Genomic DNA, 14,856 nt, shown 5'->3' on the forward strand with positions numbered 1-14,856 from the left:
TTTGGCTATAGATGATAGTGAATCTGAAAGCATTTAACTTTTTGGATTCAAAGATCGGCCAATTTTAACCTCTCCACAACTTTTTGTGTTGAGCCGTAATAATCTTTTCAAATGATGTAAATATCCATTTCGGATAAGCGGTAAAGCTACCATTATAAATACCAAGGAATCCACATAGGAGAAGCAATGGTACTCTAAAGTCTATCGTACCAAGGTCTTGACAAAGGAGGCAAAGTACATCAACGGTATTTTATATAACATAAAAATGGAACCCAAAAGTCTCATAAAGAGCTTCCGGACGAAGGGAGGGTGATTATGGTATTAGCAGTTAAGGAACGTTATCTCGGAAAGGATAAAGCGGTATCGACTACCCGCAAATATGCCGAGGTCATGTTTAGTAGTGTTTATGGTAATTGTATTTAATATTATAATGTACTTTGGGCTGATTTATGAAAATCCAATTGTTTCTATCTTAAACTTATGGTATGTCCGATTTCGCATTAGTAAGAATGATCGAGAATGACAGGTTCAAATTGTTTTACGGAACCTATAATTTCTATCTTTAATTGTTCTTACATTGGGCTTAAAGCGTAAATTGACCACAATATCGTATGGATGATTTCCTAGGTCTTAAATCTAGGAAGTCTTATGTTTTTCGTTATAAATTGAAAATGTTGTTGGTAAATTAATGGTCAGGTCTATTCTAAAAATAAAGTTCTCAAATACAATCAAAACGGGTTTAATCGCATTTCTGTTGCTTTTTATTTCTGTTGGAAATAGTCAGGTCCCTATGTACAAAGTAGGAACGTTGAATGATCAAAACAGTATTAATGATAATGTGGTATCATCTATATGTAAAGACAGTTTAGGTTTTATATGGATAGGTAAGATGGATGGGCTGTTTAGATATTCAGGTTACGATGCTGAAGTTTATTCTTCGTCGTCTAATGATAAAAAACGGTTAAGCAATCCGTGGGTGACTGATATTATAGGGTATCGAGATGAATTGGCTATAGGCACTAAACGAGGGCTCAATTTTTTTAATCCCAAGACAGGCATATTTCGACGACTGTTCCCTTCAGGAACAAATAGTGAGTTAAGCAATGAAATTACATCCCTTCTAGAATTACCGAGAGGAAGATTGCTGGTGGGTACGGCAAACGGTCTAATACTAGTAGCATCTGATACTACTTCTGTTTTGAAAGAGATTCCCTTGTTCGTTGATGGAGTGAGAAACAAAGCAGTTAGGGTAAGGGATATGGTTCAATCTCCACATGGGGTTTTTATCAATACTGAACTTGGAGTTTTTCAGCTTTCAGAAGACAGCAACAGAGCACATAAATTAGCTTTTATTTCAGGGGGGCAAGAGTTGAATGATATTCGTTCAATATATGCGACAAAGGACCGCCGTTTACTCATTTCCGCTAAACAAGGTTTTTTCTACTTTGATATAGGCTCGTATCGCTTAACTATGGATAAGGACATTCGGGTAAGTCCGATTGGGGAACTTTATAGCAATTGGCCGCCAACGAAGAGGGTAAACGTTGTTCTGGAGGACTCCAACGGTACAATTTGGTTGGGAACTGAAGGTAATGGTGTGTTTTCTTATTACAAACAAACTGCTCAGTGGAAAAATTATCGGTTCGAGATAGATAAAAAAAATGTTCTAAAAAATGATTTCATAAGAGCGCTTTATGAAGATGAATCGGGGATGATATTGATAGGAAGCGATGCAGGTGTAAATACATTAATTGCAGAAGGAGGTATATTTCAATCAATAGAGAACCTTACCTGTAAAAATATAAAAGAAGACGTGTCTAATGTGCACTCAATTCTTACGGATAGGAATGGTAGGCTTTGGATAGGTACTAGAGGCAACGGACTTTTTGTTAAAGATGATGTGATTTGTATAAACGTGCATCCGGATGAGAACGGGAGACTAGGTCAAATACGCTCTATTATAGAGGATGAGTATAACCGTATATGGGTGGGCACGCAGGAAGGAGTGTACATAATTGACAGTAGGAAGGTCAAAACTGAAAATATCGAAACTTATCTTAAAAATGTACAGCCTGCATTGCTCCCCGAAACAGAGATATATCATATTTTGGAAGATAGGGTTGGTAACAAATGGATTAGTACTTTAAGTGGACTTTATATATATACTGCCGAAAAAAATCTTAGGAAGATTACCAATACGAATATAGAGACCATTTTAGATAAAAAGGTGGTGTACTCAATGTTCTTGGATAGTAAAGAAAGAATATGGATGGGAACTTTAAACGGGACAATAGCTTTTTTGGACTTAAACGATTATGACAATCCGTACTTGTTTTCTGAATATATTGGAAAATCACTCAATTTTCAGAGGATTGCAGTTGCTCCAACTTACAAAGATTACTTTGAAAATTATGGAGTTTATTCCCTTACCGAAATTGTCGACGGTACTATTTTGGCCGGCACTAATTTTGGAGTGTGCAAAATCGATATTGAAAATAAGCAAATAGCCCCCCTTTTCTCTGTTGATGAAGTAAGTACTTCTTCTAATCTGGGCAACAGTTATGTATACGGACTTCTTTACAATAAAAACCAAAATCAATTGTGGGCTAGTTCGAACAATGGCTTGTTTTCTTATGATTTCAATAGTAGGGAAATTGAAAATTTTGGCATAAAAGATGGCCTACAGTCCCTAGAGTTCAATGGTAATGCTGTTCATAAAGATAGTCAGGGAAAACTTTATTTTGGAGGGGCAAACGGTTTAAACATTTATGATGCTTCCTTAAGGTTCGAAAAAAGTAGTTTTAAACCCAATATCGCTTTGACAAAGATTTTTGTGAATGGAAAATTATTGGAGAACGACTTAAAAAGTAGGGCTTTGAATAATGAAGTGGCATACACTCGATCACTGACCTTGTCCTCAAAACAGAATACCGTGGGGTTTGAGTTTACCTCATTACATCTGCCGCATCCTTTAAGTAACTACTTCAAATGTAAATTGATAGGGGTCGACCATGATTGGATCGAACTTAAAAACAAACGCTCGATCAATTACGCTAATTTGCCTAAAGGTAAATATAGCTTTCAGCTCATGGCTACGAACAATGACGGAGTGTGGAATGAAACCCCGCTTACAATACACCTTGAAATACTACCTGCATGGTATAATACTTGGTATATGATGTTATTATGGGTTTTATTATCCCTAACGATTATAACATTGTTCGTTCGTGTTTTAATAAAGAATCACAATAAGAACAATGCCTTAAAGATTAAAGAGATAGAACAGGAAAACCTTCAAAATTTGTACGAGTCAAAACTGGTGTTTTTTACCAATCTCTCACACGAGATTAGAACGCCTTTGTCATTGATAGTAGATCCCATAAAAACGTTAATGTCGCACAGCGAAATCTATGGTAGAAAACCAGAGCTTTTTAATGTGTTGAACAACAACGTAGATCGCTTACGAAGGTTGATCGACCAGATTATGGATTTTAGAAAGTATGAATACGGAAAATTGGAGTTAAACGTCGTGCATGCGGATATGGTCCAGACCATACGGTCGATTACTGCATCCTTTGATTTTCATTCGGTTCAGCAAAAAATAAAATTTAAAGTTAAGTTACCTGAACACGAGATGTTAATGTATTTTGACGAAGATAAAATAGAAAAGATAGTTTACAATATTTTGTCCAATGCTTTTAAGGCAACTCCCGCAGAGGGGACGGTGAGAATTTCTTTAAGAAACTTTGATCCTCAAAAAACAAAAAAGTTAAGTAAGTACAAGGTTATATGTGGTAATGATAAATTACATGAATTTCAAAACCATATATACATCAAAGTAGTAGACAAGGGCACTGGAATAAGGGAAAGTAATCTAGAAGAAATTTTCACTCGGTTCTACCAAGATAAAACCATAAATTCGGGTACAGGAATAGGGCTTTATATGGTAAAGCAGTTGACCGAATTGCATTCAGGTACCATTTTAATAAAAAGCAAGCGTCATAAAGGAACTTCATTTATTATCGTTTTACCTCGAAATGAAGATATTTATAGCACCTCCATAGTTGATGATCAACCTTTGGTTAGTCAAGGGGAAAAGGCAGAAAGACCAAGCACTTTAATTCTTCGGGGCACGGATAATAATATTTTTAAAGCCAAAACGCATAGTGTTGCAATTGTAGAGGACAACGACGAATTGCGCATGTATCTAAAAGATATTTTGGAAGGCCATTACCATGTATTTACGGCTACCAATGGGGTTGAAGGGCTAGAATTGATTAAAGATGAAATACCGGACTTGGTTTTGAGCGATGTCGTTATGCCGGAAATGGATGGCCTGGAACTTTGTAGGCAGGTAAAGAATAACTTTGATACCAGCCACATCCCGATAATATTGCTCACTGCCAAAACTTTTGATTCTCAAAAATTGAGCGGCTTACAATCGGGGGCGGACGTATATCTTACCAAGCCATTCAATCGAGAAATAGTATTGGCCAATATTGCCAATCTTATTACAAGTAGGGAAAAGCTTAGGTTGATTTTTCAAAATGAAAAGATACTGGAACCATCAAAAATCACGGTTAGTTCAGTAGATGAAACCCTTATGCTGAAATTAAAGAAATATATTGAAGAGCACGTTCAAGACCAAAACCTTACCTTAGAACGCATGGCAACTGAAATAGGTGTGAGTAGGGCCCAGCTTTTTAGAAAAATGAAGGCACTGACGGGACTGACCCCTAATAACTTTATAAAATCGGTGCGCTTAAAATTTGCCGTAAAGTTGTTAGAAGAGAATAAGCTGCAGATTTCGGAAGTGGCATTCCTCTGTGGATTTAAAGAACCTAGTTATTTTTCCAGATGTTTTAGGGAAACTTATGGGTGTACTCCCAAAGAATATATGAAGTCCTAATCAAGCTCGGCATTGTTTTTTATACGTTTAAAACACTATTTTGGCCAAATTTAAGTGCGAATTTTGTGTTATGGGGTATGCCTCATCTCTTGGTCAGGTCTACATCTTTCCTTTTTAAATAATTTTCTCTTCCTAGAATGGGCATCAAAGCTACAATTACGCATTGAGCTATTACTTTTTTTGTAAGGTTTTAATAGCAATTTTACCCAAATAGCTTCATAATCGTTGATTTGATACGATTTTATTAGTAATTGATACTTGTTTATCACTGCCCAATGCCTCTTCAAGTTAATTTCAAACCATCTAAAAACCCAAAAAATAATTTGCGAATGGATACTAATTAGTAAAGGAAGAAAACAAAGACTAACAGATAACTAAATAACGCCAAGTATGAAAAACAAACAGAATAAGAAACAACTTTTGCTGGCCCTGATATTTTGTCAGCTCATTTTCGCACAATATATATTTGCACAAGACCAAACTTCCGGTAAAATAGAGGTTACCGGTGTGGTAACCGACGAGTTTGATATGCCCATGCCCTATGTGAACGTGTATGTTAAAAATACACGATCGGGTACATTAACGGATTTTGACGGAAATTATAGTATACAGGTTACACCGGGCCAAATTCTGGTGTTTTCTTATGTAGGTTACAGTAATCTTGAACAAACGATTTCCGAGAACACCGAACTTTCCGTCTCATTGGTGCCCGATACCAGTGAGTTATCGGAAGTAGTGGTAACCGCACTTGGTATAAAAAAGGAAAAAAAGGCCATAGGTTACGCGGTAGACGCTATATCGGCAGATGAGATCAACTCAACGGGAGAACCTAATGTATTATTGAATTTATCGGCCAAAGCCCCCGGAGTTCAAGTGTCTGGTTCGGCCAATGGTGTAGATGGGTCTCCTAGAGTATTGATTAGGGGGGTAACTTCCCTGTCATCCGATAATCAGCCTTTATACGTTCTTGATGGTCTGCCCTTGCTTAGCAATAGGTCGCTTTCCGAAAGTTTGTTCACATCATCTTCGGGACAATCTGATTTAGGTAATCCATTATCCGATATCAACCCCAATGATATTGAAAATATCAGTATTCTTAAGGGAGCGAGTGCTACAGCTTTATATGGGGCCAGAGGTGCAAACGGGGTTATTATGATCACCACTAAAAAGGGGAAATCCGGACAGAAAGGTTGGGGGGTAAACCTTAGTACTTCCACAACGTTTCAATCGGCTTTGATTCTACCTGAACCTCAATTAAATTATGGTCAAGGTAATAATGGTGAGTTTTCATATGTAGATGGGAACGGTGCAGGTACCAATGAATCCGATACAAGATTATGGGGTCCCCGATATAATGGCCAGCCTATATCTCAGTGGGATCCAGAAACAGGGGGGGCGATAGTAAAACCGTGGTTACCCTATGGGTCTAAAAACTTGGACAATTTTTTTGAAACAGGTCACACATATCAACAAAATATATCGCTGACCCATGTTACCGAGACTTCTAACGCGCGTCTTTCCCTTGGGCATCAAGATATAAAAGGAATTACCCCTAACACCGGTTTGGAGCGTATCACTGGAAGTTTTAATTCAACTTTTAGGTTAGGTGAAAAATTAAGTTTGAACTTTGTAGCCACAGGCTCTACAATGGATAGTGATAACAGAACTAGTTATGGTTTTGGTAACGGTGGTATGTGGCAAGCGCTTTTTATTCCAACGAACATAGATATTAGGGACTTAAGGGATTATAAGGATGAATTCGGCAATAAAAAGAGCTTTTACCAAAACGGACCGAACCCTTATTGGGACCTGTATGAGAATGTTAACCCTGTTACCCGAACACGCTTCAGTTTTAATGTAGGACTTGATTATGCACTTACCGATTGGATGTCCTTACAGGCAAACGTGTTTCAAGATACCAATACCACCGAATATGAGAGAATTGTAGCGAAACACTTATATAATACAGGGAGTTATCAAGAAGGTCTTGATTTAAACAAGGAAATTAACGCAGATGTACGATTGAATATCAATCAGGATATTTATAAAGATTTAAACGTGAATTTCATGATGGGCGCTGCAAACAGAAATGAAAAGACCAACAGCAAATTTGCCAGTACCGATGGAGGACTTTTAGTTTCAGGGGTTTATAACCTGGGTAACTCGGCTAAACCGGCGACCGTAAATAATAGAAAAACGGAGAAAGAGGTCAGCAGTGTATTCAGTTCGGTAGAGTTTAATTTTAAAGATTACTGGTATGCGACTTTTACGGGAAGAAATGATTGGTCTTCTACGCTGCCAAAGGACAACTGGTCTTTCTTTTATCCATCCGCTTCAACGAGTTTTATTTTTACGGATGCCTTAAATATCAAGAGTAAATTGTTGACCTACGGTAAACTACGGGGTAGTTGGGCCAAAGTAGGTAATGATACCCAACCTTATGCCTTAGACCGCTTTATTACGAGAAGCTCCACTGCTTTTAACGGGCAGCCTGTTGCAGGAATAGATAATGTTATTCCGGCAACAACATTGGTGCCTGAGGAATCAACTTCGTTTGAAGTCGGTGGGGAACTTTACCTATTTGATTCAAAGGTGAAACTGGATGTAGCCTACTATAAAAACGAATCGAGCAATCAATTGATTCAGGTGGAGAATGCATGGGAAAGAGGTGCCCGTTTCGCCTTTATCAATGCGGGAACAATTACCAATAAAGGATTTGAGGTAAAGCTTGATGTCACTCCGTTAGAAACCAAGAATTTTCGTTGGGACATAAATATGAACTGGTCTCGAAATAGAGGAACCGTATCGGGTTTTCCTGAAGATCTCGTAGACTTCAAGCATATTGCAGCTTGGTTCGGACCGGAAATTAGGGCCACCAATGGAGAGCCTTATGGCCATATTGTAGGCTTTGAATATTTTAGGGATACCCAAGATGCCTTGGCCAACGTTCCCAATATGGCAGATGACTTTAATAATTTTGGGTATACGGCTGAAGACAATATCTATGGAACGGGACAAATACTTACCAAAGATGGCTTTCCTATGCATAACCAATGGAGAGGAACGAGAGACTTGGGAGTTTCCGCTCCATTAGATTGGACCGCGGGAATCAGCAATAGTTTTAGGTATAAAGACTTTAGTCTCAATTTTCTTTTCGACCTTCGATATGGGGGTAAAATAATATCGACCACATATCAATATATGTCGCTCAACGGCCTTAACCCCGAAAGTGCTGGGAATAATATAAACGGGGTGGCCGTAAGGGAAAGTACAGAGAATGGCGGCGGTTTTATTTTTGAAGGCATCGATGTGGAAACCGGACAACCGAACACGACAGCTATAAGCACCCAAGATTTGTACGCCAATTTCAACTATCCGACTTCCGCACTGATGAGGGACGCTACAAATATTAAACTTAAAGAACTTTCGATAGGATATAGATTAGATAGAAAGGTTACCAAAAAATTAGGGTTGTCCGATGTGAACATATCCTTAGTGGGTAGAAACCTCTGGTTGATAAAGAACAACCTAGATGGTATCGATACCGAGACGGCAAATATGGGGAGTTTGAACAATGGATCTGGATTTGAAACCGGATCGCTTCCCAATACCAAAAGTTTTGGAATGAATTTCTCCGTTAGTTTCTAATCGAATAAAAATATATCAATATGAAATATTCAAATTATATAGTGGCCATTAGTTTTCTGATTTTCTCGCTACAGGCCTGCACCGACGATTTCGAGGAAATAAACACAAACCCTAATGCCCAAGTTGTAGGTAGCAATGAGAGTTTATTGTTAGGTGCGGAAATAAGGGCTGCACGAGAATTGTTGGACAATGTCAACAGCTACAATAAGGGAACTGCAAAATGGGTGCAGTATTATACAAATACTACGGCCCCTACTGATTTTGTAGCCTCTAATCCGCGCGAAGACTTCAATGATTTTTGGGTGTATCAAAATTTGGTAACCCAGACAATCCCCTTGATAGAAAGAATTTTGGACAATACGGAGGAAACCCCCCAACCGAATTACCAAGCGGTAGCCCTAGTATTGAAGGGGTGGATTTATAGTAATATGGCCGAGCTTTGGGGCCCCATTCCATTTTCAGACGCTCAATTTGGGGAAGTCTCGGAAGAAGAACAGTACAATAAACCAAAGTTCGATTCGCAAGAAGAAATTCTCAAATCAGTTCTTGATTTGTTAGAAGAGGCCAATGACTCTTTTGACCTATCCGGAGAGCCCAACGTAGCATTGAATGGAGAAAGTGATGCTTATGCCGGCGGAGACTTGTTGAAGTGGAAAAAATTCGCCAATTCCTTACAAGTGCGTATTTTAATGCGGATTTCTGATGCAGATGCCGAGTTTGCTAAGTCTAGACTAGAGTCTATTTTCGCGAACCCTAGTAAATATCCGTTATTAGAAAGTAATGGGGATAATTTTGGTATGACCTGGGAGGCCACCATCGGTTCTTATTCGGACCCTTTTGCCCAATATGTAGAGAGCAATACCAATTCTCCTATCGCTATTACCGGTTTTGTAAATACCCTTGGGGAGCTGAAAGATCCCAGAATGAAGGTCCTTTTGGATCCAGCTCCAGGTTATACGGATGAAGATACGTACACCGGGGTTCCACCGGCTTTTGATGAAGAGAATCCAAATGGGTACACCAGGGTGGCCTTGGATTCGGTAAGTCAATTATCCGATATGTATACCTCCCCTCAAAAACGATTTATGATGACCTATTCGGAGTTGATGTTTATAAAGGCGGAAGCGGAGAGCAAAGGCATTGAAACTGGAATTTCGGTGGATCAGGCATACCAAGATGGCATTAAGGCCAATATGGAGCAATTAGCTGTAGACCAGACGGCAATTGACGCTTATTTGACCTCTCCAGGAGTGACCTTTGATTCGTCGAATGCATTGGAGCAGATTATTACGCAACGTTATATAGCGCAGTTCGGTCAAAGTATAAATACCTTTTCAATGATACGAAGAACGGGATTGCCGACTTTGGACTTTTTCGATATAGGAATAAACAAAGAAAAGGGTTATCCGGTACGAGTTGGATATCCACGTGAGACTATGCAGAATTTCAACAATGCCAATTTTGAAGCCGCCATTCAAGGGGTGAATATAGTCGATAACGTATTTGGAGACCCACTTTGGTTTGCTCGGAATGCCCCGGCCGTAAAAATGGTGCCGACCATTCAAGAAGGGCCTGTTCTGTTCAGTTATTAGTTTTTTGAGTTAGTTAAAAAGGCTTGTTGTAAAGGCTTTCCCCTAAAGTAATCACTTTGCCTTGACAATAAGCCTTTTATAGTTGTACGATCTATAAGGGCGCCCCAAAAGTTGGCCTAATATGACTTTTGGGACTTAATCAAAATTTAATTCATGAGAAAAGTAGTCAGTTCAATACTATTGTTGTTTACTATAACCGTTTTTGGCCAGGTACCGCAATCCAGTGTGGAGAAATCTGCATATGGTATTTTAAAGCGCATTTTGCCCGATCGTGTTTCCTCCTTCGTTTTTAAGGAAATCACAGAGATAAACAATAAAGATGTTTTTGAGGTATCCAATGGACATGCAGGAAAAATTATCATATCTGGGAATAGCACCGTGGCGATGGCCTCAGGTCTTGACTGGTATTTGAAAAATTACTGCAATACCCACATATCGTTAAATTATAATCAACTTGACCTTCCTGAGACGCTGCCTAAACTGCCCTCTAAAATTAGAAAAGAGACCCCCTTCGATTACCGCTATTTATTTAATTATTGCACATACGGCTACACCATGCCTTGGTGGAACTGGGACAGGTGGGAGCGGATGATTGATTACATGGCATTGAAAGGAGTGAATATGCCTTTGGCCATCATCGGTCAAGAAGCGGTATGGCAAGAGGTTTTTCGGGATTTAGGAATGTCTCGGCAGCAGATAGATAATTTTTTTGTAGGTCCCGCACACTTACCCTGGGGGTGGATGGGAAATATCGATGGTATGGCAGGTCCTCTGCCTCAAAATTGGATATCACAGAGAAAAGAGTTACAGGTTAAAATTTTAGAACGTATGCGTTCGCTTGGTATGAAGCCGGTTTTACAAGCGTTTACCGGCCACGTCCCCAAAGCTTTAAAAATACGCTACCCAGAGGCCAATATTTTTCAAATAGAGGATTGGGCAGGAGCGGAGGGAACCTATTTTCTGGATCCTACCGATGCGTTGTTCCAAAAAATTGGAACGGCCTTTATTAAGAAACAGACGGAACTTTACGGAACAGATCATTTATATGATGCAGATTGTTTTATTGAGGTAAACCCCCCTTCAAAAGACCCTGTTTTTTTAAAGCAGGTAAGTGAAAGTGTTTATAAGTCCATGGCATTGGCCGATTCAAAAGCTACATGGGTGCTACAGGGATGGTTTTTCTTCTTTAAAAAAGATTTTTGGACAAAGGAAAGAGGAAAGGCGTTTTTAGACGGTATACCTAGAAATAAAGCTATTGTGCTTGATCTCTACGGGGAAAAAAATCCTACTTGGGACAAAACGGATGCATTTTACGGACAACCTTGGATATGGAATGTAATCTGTAATGAAGATCAGAAAGTTAACATGAGCGGGGATCTCGAAGAAATGCAAAGACAGTTTCAAGAGGCTTATACGTCTGAAATAGACAATAACCTTAAGGGTATCGGAGTGATTCCAGAAGGTTTGGGGTATAACCCCATCGTACAGGATTTTATTTTCGAAAAAACTTGGAATCCCCAAAAACTCAGCGTAAAAGAATGGATTGAAGATTATGCCACAGTGCGTTACGGCACAAAAAGTCCATCCGTGAAAAAGGCCTGGCAACTTTTAGGGGAATCGGTATATGGTAGAACCCGAACAATGTGGTCGCCCCTAATCACGACCCCGCGATTAATGATTTTTGAAGAGGGTAGCAAGGAAGATATTAGACACGTAAGAAAGGATTTTAAAATTACCGAAACGGACCCCTTCGCATGGGATTTCGATGTATATAAGCTAGCCAAGGCGGCCGAGATACTTCTTGGGGAAGCCAATGAACTACATGACATTAAAACGTATAATTTCGACCTAGCGAACGTGTATCGTGAATTGTTGTCTAGCTTAACCCATAAATATATAAATGATTTAAGTGTGGCCTATCAGCAGAGGGATCGAAAAGCGCTTGACAGAAGTGCTAAATCCTTGTTCAAGCTATTGGATGACCTTGAGGCTATTACCGGTACCAATGAAAATTTCTTGTTGGGGAAATGGTTGGAGGATGCCAAAAGCTGGGGAAGCACACCAGAAGAGAAGGAATACTACGAATGGAATGCCAGAACAATTGTTACTATTTGGCAGCCCGACCCAAAGGGGGGGCTTCGAGATTATGCGGGTAAACAATGGAACGGTCTTTTTAGTGGTTACTATAAGCCTAGATGGGAATTATTTGTTGAGCACCTACAGAGGTCGTTAACCGAAGATGTCGATTTTGATCCCAAAGCTTATGATTCCGAAGTGCGGGAGATAGATTATAAATGGACTCGTTCGCATCAAATATACCCTAGTGTCCCAAGCGGGAAAACCATAGATGTAGCCCGTAGGATACAAACCGAGTATGCTTATTTGTTTAAAAAATAAAAAACATGATATTGAAGAAAAACATTTGTATAAGTCTATTTTTATTTCTCTATGGACTTTTATCGGGAGGTGCCCAAACATCGGGGAAGGACCATGGAAACTGGGACTTACTGCCCAGTCCGACACAGATTGAGAAAGAAAAGGGATATTTTAAACTGAACGGCCCCATTCTGGTTGGTATGGCCCAACCTGAATTAAAACCACTGGCAGAAATTTTGGTAACCTATGTCAACCGCATTGCCGGATCAGACTTAAAATTGGCCCAATATTCTGAGGGTAAGGCCAAGATATTACTGGGCATAAATGAAAAGCTCAACGAAAACTCATATACCATCAAAGTTGGTAAAACAATTGAAATAGAAGGGCAGACCTATGAAGCTGTATCCAATGCCGTGGCCAGCTTGGTTCAATTGGTTCACGGCTCTCAAACTGGTGGAACAATACCAAAGGTTTCTATTTCCGATAGCCCTAAATCTAATTTTAGGTCAGTCATGTTAGACCTTGCTCGATTTTGGCATCCTACAGAAACTATCAAGGAAACCATAGACTTGTTATGGTTGTACAAAATAAAGTATTTAAGCCTTCATTTAACCGATAATAAGCGTTTTACCTTTCCTTTGGAGAAATTTTCCAAAGTAAATAAAACCCATTCAGATGGCAGTCGCGAATTCTATACGAAAGAAGAATTGAGGGACTTGGTGGAGTATGCCAAGAATCGGGGGGTTACTATAATTCCTGAAATTGAGGTTCCTGGTCACTCTGGTATTTTATGGAGTACCTATCCTGAGGTTTTTGGAAGTGTAGATGAACAGACAAAGGAGGCAATGCCCTTGTATGTGGTTAATATGGCTAAAGAATCTACTTATGCGGCCTTGAATGGAATTATAAAGGAGGTTGCAGAGGTTTTTTATACGAGTCCGTATATACATATAGGTGGAGATGAAGTGTACCTCGAAAACCTTAAAAAAACACCTGAGTACAAGGAATATACTTTAAAGCATAATCTGCAAGAAGCAGCTAATGGTGATGCCAATGAACTTTTTTGCCATTTTATCAACCGAATGAATGGTATGGTAAAGGCTACAGGTAAGAAGACCATAATTTGGGAAGGCTTTCATGGAACGGGTTCCAAACATGTCACGGTGGACAAGGATATAACCATTATCGTCTGGAATACCACCTATAACCATCCTCAAAACTTATTGGATAATGGCTATAAGATTATCAATTCTACATGGGTGCCATGGTATATGGTGGGAGCCATGAATTTTGCCCCGGAAATAAAAAAAGCATATGATTGGAGTCTGACCGAGTGGTCCCATTGGCAAGACGCTATTGAAGATATTGAGGTGAAGGGCGATGAAGGAATTTTAGGCGGGCAGATTTCTTTTTGGGAGCAAAACCATTTTAAGGTTATTCCTGTTCTAAGAAAGAGGGTGCCCGTATTGGCTACCCATCTGTGGAGTGGATCAATTAACAAAAGTTACGATAGTTTTTTAGAGACACTTGACAATACGGACCAATTGTATTCCCGTCTTTTTAATCCCGTAAAAATAGAAGTGAATGGCTTGGTCCATGACGAAGACCAACGTTTTACCGACAAGATAACCATAGCGTTTGATTCTACGGAGGAAGTGGAGTTCAAATGGAAGTTTTCAAACTCTTGGAGTTTACCCAATATGGGCAAGGCAAAAACATACGAAGGTCCGATTGACATTGCCAATGGGGGGATTCTTACCGTGCAGGCCTTTACTGCATCAGGGAGTCCATTAGGGCACCCTCAGCAAGAGTATTATCAGAAAATAGTACCGGCTTATGCTTATAAAGTTTATGGTCCCATATCAAAAGGAGTTGGGATGGGGCTGCCCGATTTCTCGGAATTGAATTTGGTAAGGGAAGGGGTTACCGGCTTTATGACCAACGATCGCCTAGATAAAATAAACGGGGAACTTTTTGCGAAGGTCGCCCGGGACGGACATATCGATACGAGGTTTTACGGGCTTTATAATCCATATGCGGTCGAGCTTAATGGACAGATCTATATTCCTGGGAACGAAGATTATACATTGCGGCTTACTACCGATGACGGATTTGCTAATATATATATCGATAATAAACTTGTAGCCAAAGGAAGCGAGACCAACAAAACCCCTCAAGATTTTAATGTGGCTCTTTCCGAAGGTAAACACAATTTGAGGATAGAATATTACTATCGAAAAATTCAGAACCAATTGAACATAAAATATAAAACCGACAAAATGCACGGTTTTCTGCCTTTTGAGAAATTAGTGGCCCCATTAGAAAATTGAT

Annotated in this window: 5 protein-coding genes; all 5 read left to right on the forward strand. The window is 39.4% G+C overall.

Annotation, left to right across the window (positions count from 1 at the left end):
* The first annotated feature begins 790 nt into the window (after positions 1-790).
* The 5 genes from BW980_RS20690 (at position 791) to BW980_RS20710 (ending at position 14,855) form a co-directional block, all read left to right on the forward strand.
* Positions 791-4,909: a hybrid sensor histidine kinase/response regulator transcription factor gene (locus BW980_RS20690; protein WP_076457066.1), complete on the forward strand. Its 4,119-nt coding sequence runs from the start codon at positions 791-793 to the stop codon at positions 4,907-4,909.
* Positions 4,910-5,299: 390 nt separating this feature from the next.
* The gene (locus BW980_RS20695; protein WP_076457067.1) at positions 5,300-8,557 is read left to right on the forward strand and encodes a SusC/RagA family TonB-linked outer membrane protein; all 3,258 of its coding nucleotides are present in this window, start codon (positions 5,300-5,302) and stop codon (positions 8,555-8,557) included.
* A 20-nt stretch (positions 8,558-8,577) separates the two neighbouring features.
* Positions 8,578-10,149: a SusD/RagB family nutrient-binding outer membrane lipoprotein gene (locus BW980_RS20700; RefSeq protein ID WP_076457068.1), complete on the forward strand. Its 1,572-nt coding sequence runs from the start codon at positions 8,578-8,580 to the stop codon at positions 10,147-10,149.
* A gap of 153 nt (positions 10,150-10,302) precedes the next feature.
* Positions 10,303-12,546, forward strand: a complete 2,244-nt coding sequence (locus BW980_RS20705; protein ID WP_076457069.1) for an alpha-N-acetylglucosaminidase — start codon at positions 10,303-10,305, stop codon at positions 12,544-12,546.
* Positions 12,547-12,551: 5 nt separating this feature from the next.
* The gene (locus BW980_RS20710) at positions 12,552-14,855 is read left to right on the forward strand and encodes a beta-N-acetylhexosaminidase (RefSeq protein WP_076457070.1); all 2,304 of its coding nucleotides are present in this window, start codon (positions 12,552-12,554) and stop codon (positions 14,853-14,855) included.
* Position 14,856: the final 1 nt, after the last annotated feature.

The organism is Zobellia uliginosa (assembly GCF_900156625.1).
Taxonomy (GTDB): Bacteria; Bacteroidota; Bacteroidia; order Flavobacteriales; family Flavobacteriaceae; genus Zobellia; species Zobellia uliginosa.